The sequence below is a fragment of the Comamonas sp. Tr-654 genome (assembly GCF_011752915.1).
In the GTDB taxonomy this organism is placed as follows: Bacteria; Pseudomonadota; Gammaproteobacteria; order Burkholderiales; family Burkholderiaceae_C; genus Comamonas.
This window is the reverse complement of the sequence record NZ_VWWQ01000002.1, coordinates 829,210-854,254: the sequence shown is the minus strand read 5'-3', so window position 1 is coordinate 854,254 and position 25,045 is coordinate 829,210. Positions and strand designations below refer to the sequence as shown.

Genomic DNA, 25,045 nt, shown 5'->3' with positions numbered 1-25,045 from the left:
CCTGCCGGCATGAACGTCGAGTACGGTATGGCCATACCCCTATTGGCGATCATGAACTGGGGTGGCAGCGTCAACCGCACGTGTCGGTGCGGCGCCCTCTTGTGCATGGCTGACGCAAGGCAGCGGGCAGACCAGGGCCACGGCTGCGGCATAAAGACGAAATGGCAAAGCCCCGCCTGCGGGGCAAAACGAGCGTTCCGGCATGAGCGTAAAACAAACCAGGGTGTTCTCTCCGACTGCGGAAGTCCGAAGAGTCAATAGGGCTGTGGCTGGAACGGGAATACCGTATGCGGGCTGGCAGCAAGAACAGAACGAGAATCAATCTCAATTCCATTGTCAGATTGTAAAGCTCAGGTAAAAAAAATGCCAATATTTTGTAAATCGATAGCGCAGATCTGATGAACTGGGCTGCTCCGCGCGCTGCCGAGTCGCTGCTCGTCACCTTGCGACTTATCGCCTGGGCTGGCGCCATTCATGCATAGGCGACCGGCCCACCCCAGTGCAGCGTCGGGTGGGTTGGGCAGCACGCCGTGCACTGCAATCAGTGCCAGAGCAAAGCATCCTGGCAAGACCTGGACTTCTCTGCCGAGGCTCAGGTCACCTCGAGCTTCATGGCGCAGCACCGCCCAATGGCTGAAGTAAGCCCGGCCAGCCAAGTACAGCATTGATGGCAAAGAAAAAGCCCCGGCTGCATGAACAACCGGGGCTTTTATATCTTGGCAGGGGAAGAAGGATTCGAACCTTCGCATGCTGGAATCAAAATCCAGTGCCTTAACCAGCTTGGCGACTCCCCTAAAGAGAAAGCGATTATAGCGCGGTTTTCACCAGCTTTAAGAAAACTCCGCAGATCAGGGATTGAAGGCAGAAGCGCTCAGTGCCTGCCAGGCGCTTCGCGGCAGCTATCGTGGCATGATCACGACCCGCTGCAGACGCTGCCATCAGTCCAGCGTGACCTTGGCCTCGCGAATGACCTTGCCCCATTTGGCGGTTTCCACAGCGATGAAGCGATCGCATTCTTCGGGAGTCGACCCTTCGGCAAACGTGCCCATGGTCTGCTGCATGCGCTGCGTGATTTCAGGGCTGCGAATGATGCGGGCGACTTCGGCGGACATGCGCTGCACAATCTCCTTGGGCACGCCTGCCGGGGCAATCATGGCAGCCCAGGTGCTGCCCATCAGCTCGGGAATGCCTTGCTCGGCAAACGTCGGTACATCGGGCAGCACCGCCAGCCGCTTTTCGCTGGCCACGCCGATGAGACGGATGCGACCGGCCCTGGCAGGCTGGATCAGATTGGGCGGAGGATCGAGAAACAACGGGATCTGACCACCCATCAGGTCGGTCAATGCCGGTGCGGCGCCCTTGTAGGGAACATGGATCATGTCCGTCTTGGTCAGCAGCTTCATCAACTCCGTCGTCAGATGCGCGCTGGAGCCGCTTCCCGAAGAGCCAAAGCTGACCTTCCCCGGATGGGCCTTGGCATAGGCAATCAGCTCCTGTGTGGTCTTGAACGGTGCATTGTTTGACACTGCGGCAACCAGCGGCGAGATCCCCATCAGAGATACGCCGACCAGATCCTTGCCGGGGTTGTAGGGCAGCTTGGGATACAGCGTGGTATTGGCCGCATAAGCGGCAATCACCACTCCGAACGTGTAGCCGTCGGGCGCAGACTTTGCCACTTGATCCACACCGATGAGACTGTTCGCACCGGGCTTGTTATCGATGACGATGGGCTGGCCCAGCGCTTTTTGCAAACCCACTTGTAGCAGGCGTGCCATCTGGTCGGTGAAGCCGCCCGCGGTGTAGGGAACCACGATGCGTATGGGCTTGGAGGGCCAGGGGCTCTGGGCCCAGACCGAGGGAGCCAGCATGGCGGCGCCGGCTGCGGCGCTCGATTGCAGAAAGCTGCGGCGAGATGTCGAAGGCATGAATGTCTCTTGGTTCTTTTCGGAAGAAGGTGCCGCGCGTCAGCGCGGCAGTGAAGGGCAAGGATGACTCAGTACCCGCGGGCCACATCCACCAGATTGAGCAAGGGCTCGCCCGCGCGCAGGCGACGCAGGTTCTCCAGGCACTGGCGGGCCACGGTATCGGCCGAGGCCTGGGCCGCGATATGCGGCGTGACAAAGGCCTTGGCGTGCCCCCAAACCTTGTTGCCGGGCTGAGGCGGCTCCTCGCGCAGCACGTCCAGCGCGGCGCCGGCCAGATGGCCTTCGTCGAGCAGAGCCAGCAGCTCATCCTCGACCACCTGCTCGCCGCGCCCCACGTTGATGAAGTAGGCACCGCGCGGCAGCAGGGACAGCGTGCGGCGGTTCAGCAGATCGCGTGTCTCGGGCGTGAGCGGCAAGGCGCAGACCAGAATGTCGCTGCCGGACAGTAGTTGCTGCAGACCCTGGGCACCGCTGTGCGTGGTCAGGCCGGCAATGTTCTTGGCGCTGCGGCTCCAGCCCGCGACGGGATAGCCCACAGCCTGCATGGCAGCAGCCACGAAGCGGCCGACCTCGCCCAGACCCAGAATGCCCACGCGGCAGTCGGCGCTTGCACGCACGGGGCGGCGCAGCCAGTCTCCCGCCTGCTGCTGGCGCGCGAACAGTTCCAGCTCTCGCGTATGGCGCAGCGCGGTACCGACCACATACTGGGCAATCTCCACATGTTGCTGCGGGTCGACGGTACGCGCAACGGGCAGGCCAGCCGGCAGATCGGGCACAGCCAGCAGCTTGTCCACGCCCGCACTGGGCGCACACAGCAGCTTGAGCTTCGGATAGGCCGGCAGCACACCGGGCTTGAGGCTCCAGGCGAGCATGGCCTCGACCGCGTCGGCCGGCGCCTCGTCGCGGTGGGCCCAGACCTGTACGTCGGGCGCCAGCGCGCGCAGCGACTCGACGATGGGCGTACCCATGCTGGGGTGGATGTTGACCAGAATTCCCATGCTTTCCTTCAGTCCTTGTAAGACGGATCGATGCGGTCCAGGCGGCGCAGCAGGCCCGGCCAGGCCAGGCCCGCGCCCTTGCCCTTGGTGACCTGGCGCGACTGGTTGACCGCGTCGGCAATGATGGCCTGCGGGATGCGCGTCAACTCGCCGCCACCCGACTGCGCCAGGATCTGGATGCGGCAGGCCGACTCCAGCGTGTACATGGCCAGCACGGCCTCGGCCACGCTGCGGCCGCAGGTCAGCAGGCCGTGATTGCGCAGGATGAGGAAGTTGCTGGCACCCAGATCGTCCACCAGACGCGGCTTCTCGTCATCGCGCAGGGCCACGCCCTCGTAGTCATGGTAGGCCAGGCGCACCAGTGGGAAGATGGACTGCTGCGAGATGGGCAGCAGTCCATCCTTTTGCGCCGACACGGCGACGCCGTAGCGTGTATGCGTGTGCAGCACGCACTGCACCTCGGGCCGACCGTCGTGGATGGCGCTGTGGATGACGAAGCCGGCAGGATTGACGTCGTACTCGCTGTCCATCAGCGGCTGGCCTTCGTGATCGACCTTGACCAGGCTGGATGCCGTGATCTCGTCGAACAGCATGCCGTAGGGGTTGATCAGGAACTGGCCGGGCTGGCCCGGCACGCGCGCCGAAATGTGGGTGAAGATCAGGTCGTCCCAGCCGAAGTGGGCTACCAGCCTATAGGCGGCAGCCAGCTCGACGCGGGTCTGCCACTCCTCGGGCGTCACCTGGCGGCGGACTTCGGACATCGTGGTGTCATGACTCATGGGATAGGTCTCGTGATGGGCATCGTGGAATGGAAGGCAGGCTCAGCGTCCCGCCGCGTACTGATCGCGCAGCTCGCGCTTGAGTACCTTGCCGATGGCACTGCGCGGCAGCTCGGCGATGAAGCGCAGGTCCGCCAGGCGCTGGGTCTTGCCGGCCAGCTGGTTGTACCAGCCCATGATCTCCTCGGGCCGGGCCGGCTGGCCCGTGCGCAACACCACATAGGCCACTGGCGTCTCGCCCCATTGATCGGAGGGAACGCCGACCACGGCCACGTCGTCCACGGCCGGGTGGGCGCGCAGCTGAACCTCCAGGTCGCTGGGGTAGATGTTGAAGCCACCGCTGATGATCATGTCCTTGCGTCTATCGAACAGAGTCAGGAAGCCGTCGGCATCGAAGCGGCCCACATCGCCCGTGCGGATGAAGCGCTTGCCCGTGGCATCGAACCATTCGGCTTCACGCGTCTTGGCGGGCTGGCCGTGGTAGCCGGTCATCATGCTGGCCGAATGGCCCACGACCTCGCCGTCCGCGCCGGGACCCAGCTCGCGGCCCTCCTCGTCGATGAGGCGGATGTCATGGCCTTCGGCGGGCTGGCCCACGGTGTGCAGCTTGTCCGGGTGCAGATGGGCTTCAAGTATGCAAGTGCCCCCACCCTCGGTCATGCCGTAGAACTCGGTGAGACTGCCGGGCCAGCGCGCCACCACATCGGCCTTGAGCTCGGCGCGAAACGGTGCACTGGTGCAGAACTTGGCCTGAAAGCTCGACAGGTCATGCTCGCCGAATTGCGGCAGTGCCATGATGCGCTGGTACTGCACAGGCACCAGCATGGTGTGGGTGACGCGGTGCTGCTGGGCCAGTTGCAGATAGCGCGCCGCGTCGAACTTGGGCATGAGCACCACGCAGCCGCCGCTGCCCAGCGTGGGGAAGAACACCACCAGCGTGGTGTTGGAGTACAGCGGCGTGGCCAGCAGCGTCGTGCCCTCGGGGCCGTAGCCGTAGACGCCGCCCCGATTGATATGGTTCCAGCGCATGCCGTGCGACTGCACGATGCCCTTGGGAGTCCCCGTGGTGCCAGAGGAGTAGATGATGTTGAACGCAGCCTCGGGCTCCACACTCACGGCAGCGGGCTGCGCTCCTTCGGGCGCCAGCCAGTCCTCGAAGGCTCTGCCCGGCGCCACGCCGTCCAGTGAGATGCATTGCAGTCCGGTGTCGGCGGGCACCAGGTCCTGAGCCGCCTTGTCGAGGAACAGGTGACGCGCCTGGGCGTCGCGCAGCATGGAAGCCAGGCTCTCGGCAGTGGAGGATGGCGCCAGCGGTGCGACCACCACGCCCGCGCGCAGCGCGCCCAGAAACAGGGCGGCATAGCACACCGAGTTCAGCGCGCAGATGGCGATGGCCTGGCCGGGCCGCACGCCACCCTGCTGCAAGGCAACGGCCACGCGGTCCATGAGGGCGTCGAGCTGGGAATAGCTCAGGGTCTGCTGGTCGTCGCGCAGCGCGGCGTGGTCAGGCTGCTGGCGCGCATGGCTGCGGATCAGCTCGGCCAGCGTGGTGAAGGGGGCATCGGGAGAAGGCAGGCAGACAGTCATGAAGGCTCCGTTTCAGGAATGGCAAGCGGACTTCGCCTGCGAGCCCCCGGCCCTGCAGGCGCTTGGGCAGACAGTGGCTTATTTGGCAGCCAGACCCAGTCGGTCTATCAGTATCTTGTCCTTGGCAAAGGCTTCCCTGGCCCATTGCGCATAGTCGGCGCCCGAGCGGTACCAGACGTCCTGGTTGAGCTGCTTTAGCACCTCGACATGGCGCGGATCGTCCATGGCCTTCCTGAAGGCATCATGCAGCTTGCGCACCACCGCCGGGTCCATGCCCTTGGGACCTGCCAGACCGTAGGGCGAGGTGGAGACCACGCCATAGCCCAGTTCCTTGGCCGTAGGGACATCGGGCCAGCGCTGGGTGCGCTTTTCGCCAAAGGTCATGAGCAGACGCATCTGGCCGCCATTCACATAGGTGTCCCAACCCGAGGCGTCGCTTTGCGCGGCCACATGGCCGCCCAGCAGGGCCTGCTGCAGGTCGGCGTTGCCCTTGAAGGGCACATGGTTGAGCGTGACCTTGGCGTTCTCGGCCAGCTCCTCCATCAGCAGATGGGGCGAGGAGCCTATGCCCGTGGAGCCGTATTCGATCTTGCCAGGAGTCTTGCGTGCGGCGGCAATGTACTCGTTGAAGCTCTTGTAGGGAGAGTCCGAGCGCACCGTGAAACCGAAGGTATAGCCCGAGACACCGATGATGTAGGTGAAGTCCGTGACCGGGTTCCAGGCCGTCTTTTGCATATGCGCCATGCGCAGCATGGACATGGGGAACTGGGTGATGGTGTAGCCGTCGGGCTTGGCGGTGCGCGCCATGGCGCCGGGACCCAGCGTGCCGCCAGCGCCGGGCTTGTTCTCGACGATGATGGGCTGGCCCAGCTGCTTGCCCGCAATATCGGCCAGCGTACGCATATGGCGGTCGGTTGGGCCGCCGGCCGGGAACGGCACGATAAGCGTGACGGGACGCGAAGGATAGTCGCCGGACTGTGCCCAGGCTGATGCGCCGGTGCTAGCGGCAGTCAAAAAGGCGGCTGTGGCGAGAACCAGGCTGCGGCGGTCAAAGGAAATCTGCATGTCTTGTCTCCTGAATCTCTGAACCAGGTGGGGCCGGGGCACATACCTTGTGTGCCGCTCTGGCCAGGGCCCGGACACCGTTGTCCGGGCCGCGCATTGCCATGGCAACGCTTAGATCGTCTTCACCAGCTCCGGCACCGCCTGGAACAGATCGGCTTCCAGACCGTAATCGGCCACCGAGAAAATCGGTGCCTCGGGGTCCTTGTTGATCGCCACGATCACCTTGGAGTCCTTCATGCCCGCCAGATGCTGGATCGCTCCCGAGATGCCGCAGGCAATGTACAGCTGCGGCGCCACGATCTTGCCCGTCTGGCCCACCTGCAGATCGTTGGGTGCGTAGCCCGCGTCCACCGCAGCGCGCGAAGCGCCGATGGCCGCTCCCAGCTTGTCGGCCAGCGGCGACATGACTTCCTGGAATTTCTCGGCCGAGCCCAGCGCGCGACCACCAGAGACGATGATCTTGGCGGCCGTCAGCTCGGGGCGCTCGCTCTTGGTCACTTCGCGGCCCACAAAGCTGCTCTTGCCGCTGTCCGCAGCTGCAGCCACGGTTTCAACGGCCGCAGAGCCGCCTGTGGCAGCTGCTGCGTCAAAGCCTGTGGTACGCACGGTGATGACCTTGACGGCATCGGCGGACTGTACGGTGGCGATGGCGTTGCCCGCGTAGATGGGACGCTCGAAGGTGTCGGCGGAGTCAACCTTGGTGATGTCGCTGATCTGGGCCACATCCAGCTTGGCGGCCACGCGAGGCGCCACGTTCTTGCCCGAGGCAGTCGAGGGGAACAGGATGTGGCTGTAGTTGCCGGCACCATTCCCAGCAAGTGCCAGCACCTGGGCGGCGACGTTCTCGGCCAGGCCGTCCTTGAGGCTGGCGCCATCGGCGTGGATGACCTTGGAGACACCGGCGATCTGGGCAGCAGCGGCGGCCGCAGCGGCCGCACCTTCGCCGGCCACCAGCACATGCACATCACCGCCGCAGGCCTTGGCAGCCGTCACGGTGTTCAGGGTCGCAGTCTTGATCGACGCGTTGTCGTGTTCTGCAATAACGAGAGAGGTCATTTCAGTCGTCTTTCTCTAGAATTTTTCATGGTGCCTGCATCACCCGCAGCCGGCCCATCTGGCGCGGCTCAAGCGCGGGACACCGAGGAAGGGCCGCCCCGCACCGAGGGTGTCGTCCCCCTGCGGGGGATGACGCGAAGCGGCTCAGGGGGCCTTAGATGACCTTCGCTTCATTTTTCAGCTTGTCGACCAGAGCGGCCACATCGGCCACCTTGACGCCAGCGCCGCGCTTGGCAGGCTCGGAGACCTTCACGGTCTTCAGGCGAGGCGTCACGTCCACGCCCAGGTCTTCGGGCTTGAAGGTGTCCAGCTGCTTTTTCTTGGCCTTCATGATGTTGGGCAAGGTGACGTAGCGGGGCTCGTTCAGGCGCAGGTCGGTGGTGATGACGGCGGGCGTGGCCAGAGCCACGGTTTCCAGGCCACCGTCCACTTCGCGGGTCACGTTGACCCTGTCGCCAGCGACTTCGACCTTGGAGGCGAAGGTGGCCTGGGGCAGATCGGCCAGGGCCGCCAGCATCTGGCCGGTCTGGTTGGCATCGTCGTCGATGGCCTGCTTGCCGCAGATGACCAGACCGGGTTGCTCCTTGTCCACCAGGGCCTTGAGCAGCTTGGCCACGGCCAGGGGCTGCAGCTCGACATCGGTCTCGACCAGGATGCCGCGATCGGCACCGATGGCCATGGCCGTGCGCAGGGTTTCCTGGCACTGGGCCACGCCGCAGGAGACGGCGATGACTTCGGTGACCACGCCTTTTTCCTTCAGGCGCACGGCTTCTTCGACGGCGATTTCGTCAAAGGGGTTCATGCTCATCTTGACGTTGGCGATGTCCACACCCGTGCCGTCCGACTTCACGCGGACCTTGACGTTGTAGTCCACGACACGCTTGACGGGTACAAGGATTTTCATGAGAAAGCTCTTTCCTGGTTTTGAAGAGTGAAAGGCTTAGCGGGCCAGGCCCGCGAGCCGCTCGTTGATCAGTGCATGGGCCTGGTCCATGATGCCGGCGATCAGCTGCGCCACCGTCGGCACATCGTGGATCAGGCCCGCGACCATGCCGCAGGACCAGACGCCTGCGTCCATGTCGCCGTCGTGCATGATGCGCGGATAGACACCGGCCACTTCGGGCGCGATGTCGGCAAAGGTGATGGCCGCTCCCAGCTCGCGCTCCTTTTGCAGCAGGCGTTCGGTGGCCGCATTGCTAAGCACGCGCTCGGTGTTGCGCAGCGGTCGCATGACCAGACGGGTGTCCAGCTCGCTGGCCGCAACGATGGCCTGCTTGACCTTGGCGTGTACAGGTGCCTCTTTCGTGGCGATAAAGCGCGTGCCCATATTGATGCCTTCTGCGCCCAGCGCCAGCGCGGCCACCAGCGACCGGCCGTCGGCCATGCCGCCCGAAGCGACAAAGGGAATCTTCAGTTCTTCTGCGGCGCGCGGCAGCAGGATGAAGTTGGGGATGTCGTCCTCGCCAGGATGGCCGCCGCATTCGAAGCCATCCACGCTGATGGCATCGCAGCCGATGGCCTCGGCCTTGAGCGCATGGCGCACCGAAGTGCACTTGTGGATCACCTTGATGCCGGCTTCCTTGAGCGCGGGCAGCCATTTCTGCGGGTTGTTGCCGGCCGTCTCGACCACCTTGACGCCGCCTTCGATGATGGCCTTGACATAGCCCGGGTAGTCGGGCGGGTTGACTGAGGGGAGAAACGTCAGGTTGACGCCAAAGGGCTTGTCCGTCATCTCGCGGCAGCGCGCGATCTCGCGCGCCAGCAGCTCGGGCGTGCGCTGGGTCAGGCCCGTGATGATGCCCAGTCCCCCGGCGTTTGAGACAGCGGCGGCCAGCTCGGCCAGGCCCACATGGTGCATGCCGCCCTGGATGATGGGGTGCTCTATGCCAAAGAGTTCGGTAATGCGTGTCTTCATATCGTTGTCACTCCACTGCAATGCCCTTGTCGCGGATCAGTTGGCCCCAGCGCGTGTAGTCCTGCTGGATGCGCTGGCCCAGCTGGGCGGGATTCTGGAAGTTGGCGATGGCGCCCGCGTGGAGCAGCTTGCTCTGGACGTCCTTGTCGGCCAGTATCTGCTGGACTTCGGAGGCGATGCGCTCGACCACAGCCTTGGGCGTGCCCTTGGGCGCGAGCAGACCGCCCCAGGAAACGGCGTCATAGCCCTTGATGCCCTGCTCGGCAATGGTCTTGATGTCGGGCAGCATGCTCACGCGCTGGGGCGAGCCCACGGCGATGGCTCGCAGCTTGCCGGCCTGGATATGAGGCAGCGCGGCCACAAGGTCGGCATACATGATGGGAACCTGGCCGCCGATGGTGTCGGTGATGGCGGGCACGCCGCCCTTGTAGGGCACATGCTGCATGTCGAAGCCGGCCATCTGCTTGAGCAGCTCCATGCTCAGGTGGCCGAAGCTGCCGGCGCCCGAGCTGGTGTAGTTGAGCGCTGATTTCTGGGCCTTGGCGTGGGCGATCAGGCTCTTGAGGTCGGTGACATCGGGCAGCAGCGCAGGGTTGACCACGATGACGATGGGCAGGTCATAGACCGTGGCCACGGGCGCGAAATCCTTGACGGTGTCGTAGCCGGACTTCTTGTACAGATGGGGGGCCAGCAGCGTGGGCGTGGCCAGCATCATCAACGTGTAGCCGTCGGCCGGGCTCTTGGCGACCTGCACGGCAGCGATGGAGCCCGAGGCACCGGGACGGTTTTCCACGACCACGGTCTGCTTGAGGCGCTCACCCAGCTTCTGGCCCACGATGCGCGATGCCGTGTCGGTAGGGCCGCCCGCGGGGAACGGCACGACCAGGCGCAGCATCTTGGCGGGCCATTCGGTCTCGGCCAGTGCGCCTCCGGCCAGGCCGGCCAGCAACGGCGCGGCGGCCAGGGCCAGAACGCTGCGCCGGCTGGTGCAGGCCTGGAGTGCGGGATTGCGCTTGTGCATGAAGTCTCCTGTCTGGACTGTCTTAGCAGTCGTCGGTAGCGGCCTGCTGCCGCAGGCCTGAAAAATCCGTGGTGTTCGTGGCATCAGTCCAGCTTGGCGCCGGCTTGCTCGACCAGCGCCTTCCAGATCGGCATATCGCGCTGGTAGTTGTCGCGGAAGGCCTGAGGGCTGTTCATCATGGGGATGAAGCCCGCGCCCGTGATGCGCTCCAGCACCTTGGGGTCCTTGATGATCTCGCGCAGATGGCCATAGAGCTGATCCACAACCTCCCTGGGCGTTCCCGCGGGCGCCCCCATGGCCACCCAACCGTAGATCGAATAGGCGTCGTCGGTCACTCCCTGCTCGAAGATGGTCGGCAGCTTGGGCAGGATTTCCATGCGCTCCTTGCCGGTCACGCCGATGGCCTTGAGACGGCCAGAATCGATGAAAGGCTTGGTGTTGAGCGCGCTGGAAAAGCACAGCTGCAGCTGGCCTCCGATCAGCTCCTGGATCATGGGTGCCTCGCCCTTGTAGGCGGCGTGGTTCATGTCGGCATCCATGGTCTTGCTCATATAGGCACCGGCCAGATGGGCATACGAGCCCACGCCCCAGGAGCCATAGGACAGCTTGCCCTTGTGTGCTTTCACATAGGCCAGCAGCTCCTTCATGTTGTTGGCAGGCACCGAGGGATGGACGACCAGCGTGACGGGCGCTGCCGCGACCTGGGTGATCAGCGCGATGTCCTTTTGCGGGTTGTAGGGCAGCTTGTTGTAGAGGAACTGGTTGATCAGCATGGAGGTGCTGAGCGACAGCAGCAGCGTATGGCCGTCGGGCGCTGCCTTGGCCACGGCCTCGGTGCCGAGGATGCCGGCCGCACCGGCCTTGTTGTCCACTACCACGGGCTGGCCCACTCGCTTGGCCAGCACCTCTCCGATGGTGCGCGCCATGATGTCGGTGGCGCCCCCTGCGTTGAAGGGAACGACCACGCGGATGGGCTTGCTGGGCCATGCCGGCTTGCCGGCCTGTGCGAAGGCGCTGCTGGCGCCCGTGGCCAGCAGGCTGCCGCCGCCGATGGCGGCCAATCCTTGCAGAAGATCGCGGCGTGTGACTGGGATGCTCATGGTTTGTCTCCTATGAAGTCGCTGTCTTTGTTTGCCGTCTTATGCGGCCTTTAAACTTGCTTTTCAGTTATTTTTGGCTCTATGAGATGTCCGCTGCCTGTGAGCCTGACACGGCCCAACGCAGCGACACCGAGCAAGGGCCGCCCCGCTGCGAAGGTGTTGTCCCCTCCCGCGAAGCGAGAGAGGGGAAGCCGCGCAGCGGCTCAGGGGGTGCTTCATGAAGGCTCCGGGGGTAGCGTGAGAACGCCCTTGGCTTGCAGGTCCTGCAATTGCGCATCATCGAGCGTCAGCAGGCGCTGCAGCACTTCGCGTGTGCCCTCACCCAGCGTGGGCGGCGCATGGCGGATGGGCAGACGCTGACCATCCAGACGGTAGGGCGGCGCGAACACGGGCGTGGTGCCGGCCACAGGATGGGGCATGTCGCGCAGCAGGCCGCTGCGGCGCGTGCGCTCGCTGGTCAGGGCTTCGTGCAGACCGGCCACGCGGCCGCAGGGAATGCCGGCGGCCGTCAGGCGCTCGAGCAGCAGATCGCGCGGGAAACTGCCAATCAGCTCCTTGAGCATGGGCAGCAGCTCCAGACGGTTTCTGGCACGGTTGACGTTGGTGGAAAAGCGCTGATCCTCGACGATGTCGGGACGCAGCACGACCTGGCGGCAGAATTTGTCGAACTGGCTGTTATTGCCCACGGCGATGATCAACGGCCCGTCAGCGGCCTCGTACATGCCGTAGGGCACGATGGAGGGGTGGGCATTGCCGTAGCGCTCGGGATCGTGGCCCAGCTGCAGGGCATCCAGGCCGTAGTAGCCGGTGACCGTGATGCCGCTGTCGTACAGCGCCATCTCGATGAGCCGGCCCTTGCCCGTGCGGTCGCGGCGGAACAACGCTGCCAGCACGGCCTGGGCGGCATACATGCCGGTGACGAGATCCACCACGGCCACGCCGAACTTGAGCGGCGGCATGTTGGCATCGCCGTTGAGTGCCATCAGGCCCGCCTCGCCCTGGATCACCAGGTCGTAGCCGGGACGCTTGGCCTCGGGGCCGCTGCTGTCGTAGCCGGCCACGGCGCAATAGATCAGGTCGGGCTTGATTGCCTTGAGCTGTTCATAGCCCAGGCCCAGCTTCTCGGCGCCGCCGGTCTTGAAGTTGTGGATCACCACGTCGAACTGGGACAGCAGCTCGTGAACGATCTTCACGCCCTCGGGTGTCTGCAGATCCAGCGTGATGGACCGTTTGTTGCGGTTCATGCTGTTGTAGTAGGTGGTCTCGGTCTTGCCGATGCGCATGCCCCAGTCGCGCGTATCGTCGCCACGGCCAGGGTGCTCGACCTTGACCACCTCGGCGCCGAAGTCGGCCAGCACCATGCCGCACAGCGGCCCGGCGAAGACGCGCGACAGATCGAGTACCTTCACTCCTTCCAGCGGGAAGTCGATGTCCGGATTCTGTTCGGTATTGCTGTCGGCCATGAGCCTTGTCTCCTTGAAAATCTTGGTTTTGTCGAGCGCTCAAGCACGCAATTTGTTGAAATCGGCGCTGCGCTTTTCGAGAAAGGCGGCAATGCCTTCACGGGATTCCTCGCTGCCCTGGGAGCGCACCATGTGCTGCGCCTCCAGCTCCAGCTGCTGCTCCAGCGTGTTGCGCGGTGCCTGGCGGCACAGATCCTTGATCAGGGCCATGGCCTGGTCCGGGCCGGTCGCGATCTGCGCGGCCAGCGCGACGGCATCGGCAAGGGCATGGCCGGGCTCGGCCAGCCGGTTGACGGGCCCCAGGGCCTGCAGGCGTTCGCCGCTGATGCGCTCTCCGGTCAGGCACAGCTCGGTCAGCACCTGACGCGAGACGAACTCGGCCAGAAAGGCCGTGGCGCCGCCGTCTGGCGTCAACCCCACCTTCACATAGGCCACGGAGAACAGGCTGTTGCGGGCGGCCACCAGCATATCGCAGGCCAGGGCCAGCGACAGGCCAGCGCCCGCCGCCGCGCCTTCGACGGCAGCGATGACAGGCTTGGGACAGTCGCGCACGGCGCGAATCAGGTCGTGCAGGCCTTCAAGCTTTTCACGGCGCTGTTCCAATGGCAGCTCCCGGCGTCCGGCCAGTTGGCGCAGATCGCCACCGGCGCAGAAATGCCCGCCCTCGCCCGTGAGCACGACCGCGCCCACACTGGCGTCAGCCGCAGCATTCGCCAGCGCGGTCGTGACGGCCGCGTAGAACGCGGGCGACAGCGCATTGCGCGCAGCCGGGTTGTTATTGCTCAGCACCAGCACGGCACCTTCGCGGCGGATCAGCAAAGCGTCACTCATTGATGTTCTCCATGTCTAGCGAAACGGCAGCAACTCAGCCCCGAAGCTCAGGCCTGCGTCAAGGCCATGAAACGCGCCAGGTGATGGTCCTCGTCGCCAAACTGGTGGTCGATCATGATCAGTCGCTTGGCGTAATGCGCCAGCGGCAGCTCCCAGGTCATGCCGATGCCGCCATGCATCTGTATGCTTTCCTCGGCCACCAGGGTCCCCACGGAGCCCACGGTGTACTTGGCCGCAGACAGCATCTTCTCGCGCTGCGTGCCCTGGGCGTTGTCGATGGCATCGGCCGCATTGATGACGGTGGAACGCACCTGCTCCACCTCCAGCAGCAGATCGGCCATGCGATGCTGCAGCGCCTGGAAGCTGCCGATGGCCACGCCGAACTGCTTGCGCGTCTGCAGATACTCCAGCGTGCTCTGCTTGGCCACATCCATGGCGCCCAGCGCCTCGGCAGCCAGCGCCAACAGGGCAAAGCCCTGAACATGCTCGAGCACGCCATGGCCCTGGCCCTCGGCACCCAGCAGCGCATCCTCGGCCAGCTGCACATTCTCGAAAGTCAGCTCGGCGGCGCGGCCGCCTTCCATGCGGCTATAGCCACGCTTGGCAATGCCGGCGGCCTTGCCGTCGACCAGGAACAGGCTGATGCCGGCAGTATCGAACATGCCGCCTGCGGTGCGCGCGGACACCAGCAGCAGATCGGCTTTTTCGCCAAAGGCCACCACGCTCTTGGCGCCGTTGAGCACCCAGCCCGTGGCGCTGCGGGCCGCTGTGGCCGTGACCTTGTTGAGCTCGTAGTGGCTGCCCGGTTCGTCGTGTGCCAGGGCGGCGATCACGCCGCCGGCGATGATGTCCTCCAGCTGGCGCTTCTGCGCTTCGGTGCCGGCCGCAATCAGGGCCTGGCCCACGACCAGCGCGCCCAGCACCGGCTCGGCCACCAGGCCGCGGCCCAGCGCCTCGAACACCACGCTGATGTCAAAGCCAGAGCCGCCGAAGCCGCCCTCCGCTTCGGGGAACAGCGCGCCGATCGCGCCCAGCTCGGCAAATTGCGCATACAGCGCGGGGCTGTGACCTTCTGCGCCATAGGCCAGCTGGTTGCGCTGCTCGATGCCGTATTGCTCGGCCACAAAGCGGTTCAGGCTGTCCGCCAGCATGCGGCGGTCTTCAGTGTGTACGAAGTTCATGGAAAATTCTTTCTACCCAACAAGAGACCCATATCGCTTGGCATGCCCCCTTCGCGGGAGACACCGAGCTAGGGCCGCCCCGACGCGAAGTTGTCGTCCCCCTTGGGGGAAGGCGCGAAGCGACTCAGGGGGTTACAGGTTCACAAGCCCAGAATCATCTTGGAGATGATGTTCTTCTGGATTTCGTTGGAGCCACCGAAGATCGACAGCTTGCGGTAGTTGAAGTAGTTGGCCGAGGCCGTGGCGGCTTCGTCGATGCCGCCCACGGGCGCCTGGTCATAACCTTCGTACTGGGCCTCGTCGATATAGGGCACGGCATACACGCCCATGGCACGGCGGATCAGCGACAGGATCTCCTGGCGGATCTCGGTGCCGCGGATTTTCAGCATGGAGCTTTCCGCACCTGGCACGCCACCACCGGCCACGGCCGCGATCACGCGCAGGTTAGTCGTCTTCATGTTCTCCAGGTCGATCTCGACGCGCGCCATGCGGGCGGCGAACAGCGGGTCCTGGTTCAGCGGCTGGCCGTTCTTGTGCACCTTGGCGGCGATGACCTTGAGCTTGGCCAGGGCCGAGATGCAGAAGCCCACACCCGCAATGCCGGTGCGCTCGTAGGTCAGCAGATACTTGGCATAGGTCCAGCCCCTGTTTTCCTCGCCCACCAGATTCTCGACAGGCACCTTCACATCGGTGAAGAAGACTTCGTTGACTTCCTTGTCGCCATCCAGCGTACGGATGGGACGCAGTTCCACGCCGGGACTGTTCATGTCCACCAGCAAAAAGCTGATGCCGGCCTGAGCCTTGGCCTCGCGGTTGGTGCGCACCAGGCAGAAGATCATGTTGGCGTGCTGGCCCTGGGTGGTCCAGGTCTTCTGGCCGTTGACGATGTAGAAGTCTCCATCGCGCACAGCCGTGGTCTTCACCGAGGCCAAATCGGAGCCCGCACCGGGCTCGGAATAGCCCTGGCACCACCAGTCCTGCCCGCTCAGAATGCGCGGCAGCCAGTACTTCTTTTGCTGCTCGTTGCCGTACTTGATCAGCACCGGCCCCAGCATGTTCACGCCGAAGGGCACGATGCGCGGGCCGCCGGCCAGCGCGCATTCGGTGTCGAAGATGAACTTCTCGACCGCTCCCCAGCCCGGGCCGCCATGCTCCTGGGGCCAGTGATTCGCATACCAGCCGCGCTCGTTGAGGATGGCATGCCACTCGTCCTGATCGGCCTTGCTCAGACGCTGGCCGGCCTTGATCTTGAGCGAAATATGCTTGGGCAGCTTCTCCTTGAGAAAGGTCTGCACCTCGGCGCGAAACGCCTCTTCCTGGGGGGTGAATTGCAAATCCATTGCTATTTCCTGGTAATCCATGGCGCCGTGCGCCTTTGCAGCCTCTGACCCCGGCACGCTCTGAGCCAGAGGTGCCGAACAAGAGCCTGGGCGGCCCCGCCGCCCCGCAGCGAGGCTGTCGTCCCCCTTTGGGGGAAGGCGCGCAGCGCCTCAGGGGGTCTTAATAAATCTCGAACAGGCCAGCAGCACCCATGCCACCGGCGATGCACATGGTCACCACGCCATACTTGACCTGGGGGTTGCGGGCCTTGCGGCGCTGGCCTTCGAGCAGGATGTGGCCGGTCAGGCGTGCCCCCGTCATACCAAAGGGGTGGCCGATGGAAATCGCGCCGCCGTTGACATTGAGACGTTCGTTGGGAATGCCCAGCTGACGCTGGCAATACAGGGCCTGCGAGGCAAAGGCTTCGTTCAGCTCCCAGAGGTCGATGTCATCCACCGTGAGACCGTGGCGCTTGAGCAGCTTGGGCACGGCAAACACGGGGCCAATGCCCATCTCGTCAGGCTCGCAGCCAGCCACGGCAAAGCCGCGGAAAGCGCCCAGGGGCTTGAGGCCCAGACGCTCTGCCAGCCTGGCTTCCATCACCACGCAGGCGCTGGAGCCGTCGGACAGCTGCGAGGCGTTGCCGGCCGTGATGAAGTTGCCAGGGCCCTTCACAGGCTCGAGCTTGGCCAGCCCCTCCAGCGTGGTGCTGGCGCGATTGCAGTTGTCCTGCTTGGCCACCACGTCGCGGTAGGTGACTTCGCCGGTTTCCTTGTTCTTCTCCATCATGCGTGTGGAACAGGCAATGATCTCGTCCTTGAACAGATCGGCGGCCTGGGCCGCTGCCGTGCGCTGCTGACTTTGCAGCGAGAACGCATCCTGGTCTTCACGCGTGATGCCGTAGCGCTTGGCCACCACATCGGCGGTGTCGATCATGGCCATGTAGAGCTCGGGCTTGTGCTCCACCAGCCAGGGGTCCATGTCGGTGGGCAGGTTGTTGCCGGCCCGTATGCCGGAGATGGTTTCGATACCGCCGGCCAGCATCACGTCCACGCCCTCGGCCACGACGCGACCCGCCGCGATGGCGATGGATTGCAGACCCGAGGCGCAAAAACGCGTGATCGTGGTGCCGGCGATCGACAGCGGCAGCCCGGCACGCAACACGGTCTGGCGACCCAGATTGCGGCCCTGAAAACCGTCGGGGTTGCCGCAGCCCAGAATCAGGTCCTCGATCATTTCGGGATCGACACCCGAGCGCTCCACCGCCGCCTTGACGGAGAAAGCAGCCAGCTGGGCGGCGGGAGTAACGTTGAACTCGCCGCGATGCGACTTGGTCAGCGGTGTGCGGGCAGTGGAAACGATAACGGCTTCACGCATGGTGCTTGTCTCTGTGAATGTTGAAAATTATTTTTGATAGCTGCAAGCGCTTGTCATTATTTGATTTCAGATACTTTTCATACTGAAATTAATACAAATAAAGCGATAGAAGCTACTTATTTTGATTAATCGCTCAAAAACTGGCACACCCCATCGGCGAACTGCCGAGCAAGGGCCTAGGCGGCCCCGCCGCCCCGCAGCGAGGGCAGTGTCCCCCTCCCGCGAAGCGAGAGAGGGGGAAGGCGCGGAGCGCCTCAGGGGGTGTTACTTATTCAGGCTTTCGAAGTTCTTGCCCTCGGCCACCAGCTTCTGCAGCAGCGGCGCAGGCTTCCAGAACAGCGCGTCTTCCTTGGCAAAGGCTTCGATATCGGCCAGCACCTTGTCAAGGCCCTGCATATCGGCCCATTTCATGGGGCCGCCGCGGTGGCGCGGAAAGCCGTAGCCGGAGATGAAGGTCACGTCCACATCCAGCGGGCGCAGCGCAATGCCCTCGCCCACCACCTTGGCGCCTTCATTGACCATGGCGGCCATGTAGCGGCGCATGATTTCCTCGGCCGTGAACGGGCGCGGTGTCACGCCCTTCTTGGCGCGCTCGGCATCCACAATCGCCAGCACTTCGGGGTCGGGCTGACCGATGCGTGCGCCTTGCGGGTAGAGATAAAAGCCGCGTCCCGTCTTCTGACCGAACCAGCCGTTTTCACAGATGCGGTCGGCAATCTCCACATAACGGGCCTTGGGGTCGCGCGTGGCGGCTCGGCGCTTGCGCGTGGCCCAGCCGATATCGCCGCCGGCCAGGTCGGTGACCTGGAAGGGCCCCATGGCGAAGCCGAAGCCGCGCACGGCTTCGTCGATCTCGTAGGGGCTGGCACCGTCTTCCATCAGGTAGTCGGCGGCCTGCTTGTAGGTGGCCAGAATGCGGTTGCCGATAAAGCCGTCGCAGACACCGGCGCGCACCGGCACCTTCTTCATCTTCTTGGCCAGCTCGAAGGCCGTGGTCACCACATCGGGCGCCACCTTGGCGGGCACGACGATCTCCAGCAGCTTCATGATGTTGGCCGGGCTGAAGAAGTGCAGACCGATCACATCCTGCGGGCGGCTGGTGACGGCGGCAATCGCGTCGATGTCCAGATACGAGGTGTTGGTGGCCAGCACGGCGCAGCTCTTGCAGACGCGGTCCAGCTCCTTGAACACCGCCTTCTTGACTTCCAGGTCTTCAAAGACCGCCTCGATCACCAGATCCACATCGGCAATATCGTCATAGTGGGTCGAGGGCGTATAGCGCGCCATGATGGCGGCCTTAGCCTCCTCGCTCATGCGGCCCTTGGCGATCAGGCCGTTGTAGACCTTCTCCACATTGGCCTGGCCGCGTGCAATGGATTCGGCATCGCGCTCGATCATGGTCACGACCAAGCCGGCATCCAGCGCCGAGACGGTGATGCCCGCGCCCATGGTGCCGCCGCCGATGATGGCAATCTTGCTGAAGGCGCGCGGCTGGGCGGCACGGGCTTCGGGAATCTTGGCCGTCTCGCGCTCGGCAAAGAAGGCGTGGATCAGGCCGGCACGCTGCGGGCTGTCGATACAGGCCAGAAACTGGGCACGCTCGAACTTCAGGCCTTCGGCAAAAGGCAGATCCAGCGCGGCCTGCACGCAATCGATGATCTTCAGCGGCGAGAACAGACCGCGCGACTTCTTGGCGGTGTCGGCACGCAGCGCATCGAGTTCCGCCTGGGCGGCGGCCTTGTCGGCCAGACGGCCCGGCGTGGCGCTGACGGGACGCAGCGGCGCGCCCTGGGCCAGCAACTCACGCGCATAGGCCAGGCCCGCGGCCACGGGGTCCGCGCCATCGTCCAGCTTGTCCACCAGACCGGCTGCCAGTCCGGCTTTGGCGCCGATCTGCTGGCCGCTGAGCATCAGCTCGGTTGCGGCCTTCACGCCCATCAGGCGCGGTGCACGCTGCGTGCCACCGGCACCGGGCACCAGACCCAGAGAGACTTCGGGCAGACCCAGCTTCGCGCCAGGCAGTGCAAGGCGGTAATGCGCCGACATGGCGATCTCCAGACCGCCGCCCAGTGCCGCGCCATGGATCACGGCTACCACGGGCTTGCTGCAGGCCTCGATACGGTTGCAGACATCGGGCAGGAAAGGCTGGACCGGAGGCTTGCCGAATTCGCGGATATCGGCACCGGCGATGAACGCCTTGCCCTGACCCACGATGACCACGGCCTTGACTGCTGCATTGGCATCGGCCTGCTCCATGGCCGCCATCAGACCCTGGCGCACGGCAGCGCCCAGCGCATTGACGGGCGGATTGTTGACGCTGACGAGCAGGACGTCACCGTCCTGCTTGAGTTCAACGACAGAAGTGCTGGCTTCGGCGGTCATGCGAGTCTCCTGAATCTCTTTATGGAATGGGCTTTATTTTTACAACGACAATGTTTTCTAACAATCCCATGAATCATTGACAGACTGTCAAAGAAAATTAGACAAAAACGCCATGGACTCCCAATCGCTGACCCTGCTGGTCGAAATCATTGATAGTGGCAATCTCAGCCAGGCCGCACGCAAGCTCAAGATGACGCGTGCCAATGTGAGCTATCACCTGACCCAGCTGGAAAAGGCCGCGGGCGTGCAACTGGTCAAGCGCACCACGCGCCGCGTGGAGCCCACGGAGATCGGTATGCGCCTGTATGAGCACGGGCGCAACATCCACAACGAAATGCTGGCCGCACGCGAGGCCATCACGGCGCTGGGCCAGAGCCTGCAGGGTCGCGTGGGCATCAGCGTGCCCAGCGGCTACGGCCAGATCGTGATGAGCGAATGGCTGATCGAGTTCAAGCGCCTGTACCCGGGCATCGTGCTCGACGTGCTGTTCGAGAACCGGGCCGACAATCTGCGCGACGATGTGGACATCATCGTGCGCGTGATCCAGGAGCCGCCCCTGTCCCTGGTGGCGCGCAGCATGGGCACGGTCCGCTACCTGGCCTGTGCCTCGCGCGAATACGCCCAGACCCACGGCCTGCCCAGAACCCTGCATGCCTTGCGCGCCAGCCCGCTGATCACCGCAGGTGTCACGGGGCGGCAATTGCGCCTGGCCGCCTATCTGGGTGCCGAGCGCCACGAAGTGATGCTGGAGCCCACCATGATCTCCGAGCATTTCCCCTTTCTGCGCGACGGCATCCTGGCCGGTCTGGGTGTGGGCCTGGTGCCCGACTATGTGGTGCAGGACAAGCTGGCCACGGGCGAGGTGCTGAGCACGCTGGACGAGTACCGGCTGAGCATCTTCGGCACCCATATGTATCTGCTCTACCTGCCCAACCGGCACCAGACCAAGGCCGTGCGCACCTGTATCGATTTTCTGCTGGCCAAGGCCCAGCCCGAAGCCAGCCGGCTGGCCGTGACGCCCCAACCCTGAGCCGCAACGTTAAACGCCAGCGCGCAGGCTGGCGTCTTCATTCGGAAAGAAGTCCTGGAACGTGTTTGCGTTCTCAGGACAGCCTGCGGCTCAGATTCTGCTGACGCCAGCTGCTGGGACTTTGCTGAAAATGCTTGCTGAACCAGCGCGTGAACGAGCTGTTCTCGGCAAAGCCGGCCTGGGCTGCCGCTTCGCTCACCGACAGTTGCGGATTCTGCAGCGCACGCAGCGCGGCCTGGCTGCGCACGGCGTCCAGCGTTTCCTGAAAGCTGGTGTTCTGAGTTTCGAGGTGCCGCTGCAGCGAGCGGGCTGTGTATCCAAGCGCGCCGGCCACATGGGCGATGCTGTGGCGCCCGTGGGGCAGCAGCGACTGCAAGGTGCTGCGCACCTGCTGCTCCAGCGACCGGGCCATGGGGCGCGGTGCATGGCTCTCCATCAGGCTGCGGGCGTGACTCTCCATGAGGCTGTCGTGATCGGTATCGACGGCCTCCAGATCCTCGTTGCTCACCACGATGCCATCGAAGTCCGAGCCGAACACGATCTCGCTGCCCAGCACGCGGCGATGGTTCAGGGTGCTGCCCGGTGCGCTGTGCGAGAAGTGGATGCTGGCCGGGCTCCAGTGCTTGCCCAGCTGATAGCGGCACAGGCTCATCAGCGCCGTGATGCCCAGCTCCACCGGGTGGCGCCCCGGGTTCTCGCGCTCGGTATCCAGGTTCAGCTGAATGATGGAATAGCGCCCCTGGGTCACCACCTCGGTGCCCACGGTGGTGCTGATCATGTGGTCGTAGTCCTTGAAGGTCTTGAGCATGCTGGAGAGGCTGGCCTGATGCTGCAGCAGCAGGCTGATCGGCCCGAAGTCGGACAGACGCCAATGCGAGCCCATGAGCAGGCCCAGCGACGCCTGGCCGGCCTGGGCGGACGACGCCTCGAGCAACTGCGCAAACGCAGCTTCGGGAACCATGAGATCGGGAGAGCTCAGACAGCTGTGATCCAGCCCCACCTGGCGGAACATGCGCAACGGGTCGATGCCGAGTTCGTTCGCCACCTTGGCGTATTTGCACAGGCTGACACTTCGGATACGGGGCTTCATCGTGACCTGGAAAACGGTTGACCCGGGTCCTGCGCGACAGGCCCGGATTTCATGGAGGGAAACAGGACCTGGGGCAACCTGCAATTTCGGACGTTGATATTTATCAATATCGGGATAGCTGGTCAATCGATGGATACCAGTAGATCACGACCGCTGGAAGCGCCCGGCATGCCGATGTCCCCAACTCAAGACGCTCTCTGCCCCTGCCTAGGGTTTTCCTTTGACCCACTCAAGAGGGCAACAAGCTGACGCGATCGGTCAAGCCCCGGTGCTGTTGCTGCGCCGAGAATTTTTCCATCAGACGGCGACGCCCCGCATCAAGGCCTTGCCGGGAACTTAGGAGAAGACCATGAAAGTCGAACAACTGACCTGCAGCATCGGTGCTGAGGTTTCCGACATCCATCTCGGCGACGCGTCCCGCGACAGGGGCCTGGCCGAGGAAATCCGCGCCCTGCTGCTGCAGCACAAGGTGCTGTTCTTCCGCGATCAGGACATCACGCGGGCCGAGCATGTGGGCTTTGCCCGCCACTTCGGCGATCTGGAAGACCACCCCGTGGCCGGCAGCGACCCCGAGCACCCCGGCCTGGTGCAGATCTACCGCAGCGAAAAGCGCGAAAACTACGAGAACACCTATCACAGCGACGGCCAGTGGCGCGAGAACCCGACCATGGGCTGCGTGCTGCGCTGCATCGAAGGCCCGGCCGTCGGCGGCGACACCATCTGGGTCAATATGGCCGAGGCCCACCGCAACCTGCCCGAAGACATCAAGCACAAGATAGCCGGCCTCAAGGCCAAGTCCAGCATCGAGCATGGCTTCGGAGCCGTAATGCCCGAAGACAAGCGCCTGGAGCTGGGCCGCCAGCATCCTCCGGTCGAGCATCCCGTGGTGCGTACCCACCCCGAAACCGGCGAGAAGGTTCTCTACGTCTGCAGCTTCACCACCCACTTTGCCAACTACCACACGCCCGAGAACGTGCGCTATGGCCAGGACAAGACGCCCGGTGCCAGCATGCTGCTGAACTACCTGATCAGCCAGGCGGCCATCCCCGAGTATCAGGTGCGCTTTCGCTGGAAGCCTGGCAGCGTCGCCATGTGGGACAACCGCTGCACCCAGCATTACGCCGTGCAAGACTACTGGCCCGCGGCGCGCAAGATGGAGCGCGCAGCCATCATCGGTGACAAGCCTTTTTGAGCGAGCTATCTGAGCCGCCTTTCTGACCAGCCATGCCAGCCTCCGGCGCCGTCGCACAGCTGTACAAAAACAATAGCTGGTATCGTTTGCTTACCCTAGAAAGCAAAGAAATAGCTGCCTGAAATGCCTTGAAAACAAGCGCGGGCAGCTATTATTTTTTCCTCATTTCCAACAGCCTAAACGCCCGGCTCGCCGGGCCCGGACCGGATCTGTCTCGAGTCGGCCGCGCCGTGGCGCCTGCCGTGCCCCCTTTCCGGTTGACAGGGCCTGACCCGGCCCAGGCGCGTTCGTGCTTCGGCATCAGGCTCTGCCCCGACCTTGCCGCTGCCATTCTTGCGGACCTGCCCATCATCATCCCGACATAAAAAAGGCCTCCAGATGGAGGCCTCTTGCGCATGTCGGTTCAGATTCGGCAAAGCCGACTCCGGAGGATCAGGAGGTCTTCCTGAGGAAACCCTGGTTGGCGCCGGGCCGGTTGGGCGCAAAGCCGTTGGCGGCCAGGCTTTCCTCCACGCTGTCGTAGAACACGCCGATCTTGCTGATCTCGCGCGCCAGCCTGGCGGTGGCGACAGGACGACCGAATTCGCGCGAGATGCGCACCAGCTGCTCGATCTGCGAGACCGTGCTGGCCTTCTCGGTGCGCGCCTGGTTCCACAGGCAGTCCTCGGTGCCGCAGCGCACATGCAGACCGGCGGCAATGCCCCACATGTTCACGGGCAGCACATTGCGCACATTGCTTTCCACGGTCAGCACGGCGCCATCGGGCACGGCACGCACAAAGTTGGCCAGGCTGTACAGGCTGGGCGTGTCCATGCCGCCGGCAATCGCCACCCAGTTCATGACCAGCGGGCCCATGTAGAAGCCGCGGCGCATCAGGCGCTCCACCGACTCGAAGCTGTTCAGGTTGTAGCACTGGAAGGCGCTCTGGATGCCGGCCTTGGTCAGGCGGCGCACATGCTCCTCCACCCAGCCCGGCTGGGCGGGCACGGTCATTTCCTTGTAGGCATTGAACAGCGTGGGATTGGCGCGCGAGGTGCCCGCGAAGTCCGCGTCTTCGGCCTGGTCGGTCACGTTCATCTGCGAGGTGTTCACCGTCACGGTGACCTGATCAGGCACCGGGTCCAGATCGGCCAGCATGTGGCGGGTGTCGTCGGAGAGCCATTTGGCCGCCTGACCTTCATCCTCGGGGGCAAAGCTGATGGAGCCACCGACCTGGATGATCATCTCGGGCACGGCCTTGCGCACGCCGGCAATCAGTTCGTTGAACTTGGACAGGCGCTTGCTGCCCTTGCCGTCCAGCTCGCGCACATGCAGGTGCAGCACCGTGGCGCCCGCGTTATAGCAGTCGACGGCTTTCTGGATCTGCGCCTCCATGCTGACGGGGATGTCTTCAGGGAAGTCCGAAGGCAGCCAGCCCGGGGCATAGGGCGCCGCCGTGATGATCAGGGGTTGCTGGTTTTCAGGGAATAGATGGCCGTCGAGAAAGTTCATGACATGTCTCCAAGTGAATGCAGGCTTCGACGCACAGCCACGGGCGCGGCTTGCCCACCCTGTGCAATGCCGCCGGGCATTCAGAAGACATGGGCAACACCGGCCGGCAGGTACCGAATCGTCGAAATTGAAAGCAATTTCACTGTAGGAGAGCTGTCTGCAAAGCGTTTGCCCTAAGACGTTCGAGTCTTGGCAAAGTGCGCCAGCGTATGCGGGCGCCCCGATGCGCCCTTGCACCGGTC

The 25,045-nt window shown here is 64.1% G+C and carries 21 protein-coding genes and 1 tRNA gene; 2 read left to right on the top strand and 20 right to left on the bottom strand.

From position 1 onward, the window contains the following. Positions 1-350 precede the first annotated feature (350 nt). The 18 genes from F3J24_RS09575 to F3J24_RS09490 all read right to left on the bottom strand — a co-directional run bounded on the left by F3J24_RS09575 (position 351) and on the right by F3J24_RS09490 (position 20,000). On the bottom strand, positions 351-749 hold the full coding sequence (locus F3J24_RS09575) for a hypothetical protein (protein WP_167005166.1): 399 nt from the start codon (positions 747-749) through the stop codon (positions 351-353). Continuing rightward, positions 718-794 (bottom strand) — tRNA-Gln (locus F3J24_RS09570). The genes F3J24_RS09575 and F3J24_RS09570 overlap by 32 nt, the downstream gene beginning before the upstream one ends. 144 nt (positions 795-938) lie before the next feature. Next, entirely contained in the window at positions 939-1,925 is a 987-nt protein-coding gene (locus F3J24_RS09565; protein WP_167005162.1) for a tripartite tricarboxylate transporter substrate binding protein, read from the bottom strand. A gap of 68 nt (positions 1,926-1,993) precedes the next feature. Beyond that, a complete protein-coding gene (locus tag F3J24_RS09560; RefSeq protein ID WP_167005159.1) occupies positions 1,994-2,923 on the bottom strand; it encodes a glyoxylate/hydroxypyruvate reductase A in 930 nt (309 codons plus the stop codon). A gap of 8 nt (positions 2,924-2,931) precedes the next feature. Continuing rightward, positions 2,932-3,702 carry a class II aldolase/adducin family protein gene (locus tag F3J24_RS09555; RefSeq protein WP_003063661.1) on the bottom strand — a complete coding sequence of 257 codons (771 nt, stop codon included), beginning with the start codon at positions 3,700-3,702 and terminating at the stop codon, positions 2,932-2,934. A 42-nt stretch (positions 3,703-3,744) separates the two neighbouring features. Then, a complete protein-coding gene (locus F3J24_RS09550) occupies positions 3,745-5,289 on the bottom strand; it encodes a class I adenylate-forming enzyme family protein (protein WP_167005156.1) in 1,545 nt (514 codons plus the stop codon). Between the two features lie 78 nt (positions 5,290-5,367). Beyond that, the gene (locus F3J24_RS09545; RefSeq protein ID WP_167005153.1) at positions 5,368-6,354 is read right to left on the bottom strand and encodes a tripartite tricarboxylate transporter substrate binding protein; all 987 of its coding nucleotides are present in this window, start codon (positions 6,352-6,354) and stop codon (positions 5,368-5,370) included. Between the two features lie 111 nt (positions 6,355-6,465). Beyond that, positions 6,466-7,410, bottom strand: a complete 945-nt coding sequence (locus tag F3J24_RS09540; RefSeq protein ID WP_167005150.1) for an electron transfer flavoprotein subunit alpha/FixB family protein — start codon at positions 7,408-7,410, stop codon at positions 6,466-6,468. Between the two features lie 154 nt (positions 7,411-7,564). Then, positions 7,565-8,314: an electron transfer flavoprotein subunit beta/FixA family protein gene (locus tag F3J24_RS09535; RefSeq protein ID WP_167005147.1), complete on the bottom strand. Its 750-nt coding sequence runs from the start codon at positions 8,312-8,314 to the stop codon at positions 7,565-7,567. Positions 8,315-8,350: 36 nt separating this feature from the next. Then, positions 8,351-9,325, bottom strand: coding sequence for a nitronate monooxygenase family protein (locus F3J24_RS09530; protein WP_114864676.1), 975 nt, complete (start codon positions 9,323-9,325; stop codon positions 8,351-8,353). Positions 9,326-9,332: 7 nt separating this feature from the next. Further along, complete coding sequence (locus F3J24_RS09525) at positions 9,333-10,346, bottom strand: tripartite tricarboxylate transporter substrate binding protein (RefSeq protein WP_167005145.1); 1,014 nt, start codon at positions 10,344-10,346, stop codon at positions 9,333-9,335. An 83-nt stretch (positions 10,347-10,429) separates the two neighbouring features. Beyond that, positions 10,430-11,446: a tripartite tricarboxylate transporter substrate binding protein gene (locus F3J24_RS09520; RefSeq protein WP_167005143.1), complete on the bottom strand. Its 1,017-nt coding sequence runs from the start codon at positions 11,444-11,446 to the stop codon at positions 10,430-10,432. A 215-nt stretch (positions 11,447-11,661) separates the two neighbouring features. After that, positions 11,662-12,909, bottom strand: a complete 1,248-nt coding sequence (locus F3J24_RS09515) for a CaiB/BaiF CoA-transferase family protein (protein WP_167005140.1) — start codon at positions 12,907-12,909, stop codon at positions 11,662-11,664. A gap of 39 nt (positions 12,910-12,948) precedes the next feature. Beyond that, positions 12,949-13,740: an oxepin-CoA hydrolase, alternative type gene (locus F3J24_RS09510; RefSeq protein WP_167005137.1), complete on the bottom strand. Its 792-nt coding sequence runs from the start codon at positions 13,738-13,740 to the stop codon at positions 12,949-12,951. A 47-nt stretch (positions 13,741-13,787) separates the two neighbouring features. Continuing rightward, entirely contained in the window at positions 13,788-14,921 is a 1,134-nt protein-coding gene (locus F3J24_RS09505) for an acyl-CoA dehydrogenase family protein (protein WP_167005135.1), read from the bottom strand. Between the two features lie 140 nt (positions 14,922-15,061). Next, positions 15,062-16,261: an acyl-CoA dehydrogenase family protein gene (locus tag F3J24_RS09500; RefSeq protein WP_167005132.1), complete on the bottom strand. Its 1,200-nt coding sequence runs from the start codon at positions 16,259-16,261 to the stop codon at positions 15,062-15,064. Positions 16,262-16,421: 160 nt separating this feature from the next. Next, entirely contained in the window at positions 16,422-17,618 is a 1,197-nt protein-coding gene (locus F3J24_RS09495; protein ID WP_167005130.1) for an acetyl-CoA C-acyltransferase, read from the bottom strand. A 264-nt stretch (positions 17,619-17,882) separates the two neighbouring features. Beyond that, positions 17,883-20,000, bottom strand: a complete 2,118-nt coding sequence (locus F3J24_RS09490; RefSeq protein WP_167005127.1) for a 3-hydroxyacyl-CoA dehydrogenase NAD-binding domain-containing protein — start codon at positions 19,998-20,000, stop codon at positions 17,883-17,885. 112 nt (positions 20,001-20,112) lie between these two features. Here F3J24_RS09490 and F3J24_RS09485 point away from each other — a divergent pair, with 112 nt between their 5' ends. Further along, positions 20,113-21,030, top strand: coding sequence for a LysR family transcriptional regulator (locus F3J24_RS09485; RefSeq protein ID WP_167005125.1), 918 nt, complete (start codon positions 20,113-20,115; stop codon positions 21,028-21,030). 73 nt (positions 21,031-21,103) lie between these two features. Here F3J24_RS09485 and F3J24_RS09480 read toward each other — a convergent pair whose 3' ends face one another. Continuing rightward, positions 21,104-22,120, bottom strand: coding sequence for an AraC family transcriptional regulator (locus F3J24_RS09480; RefSeq protein ID WP_167005123.1), 1,017 nt, complete (start codon positions 22,118-22,120; stop codon positions 21,104-21,106). A gap of 349 nt (positions 22,121-22,469) precedes the next feature. Here F3J24_RS09480 and F3J24_RS09475 point away from each other — a divergent pair, with 349 nt between their 5' ends. Continuing rightward, positions 22,470-23,312: a TauD/TfdA family dioxygenase gene (locus tag F3J24_RS09475; protein ID WP_167005121.1), complete on the top strand. Its 843-nt coding sequence runs from the start codon at positions 22,470-22,472 to the stop codon at positions 23,310-23,312. Between the two features lie 432 nt (positions 23,313-23,744). On the opposite strand, the gene F3J24_RS09470 is transcribed toward F3J24_RS09475, so the two are convergent. Next, the gene (locus tag F3J24_RS09470) at positions 23,745-24,803 is read right to left on the bottom strand and encodes a 3-keto-5-aminohexanoate cleavage protein (RefSeq protein WP_167005118.1); all 1,059 of its coding nucleotides are present in this window, start codon (positions 24,801-24,803) and stop codon (positions 23,745-23,747) included. Between the last annotated feature and the right edge of the window lie 242 nt (positions 24,804-25,045).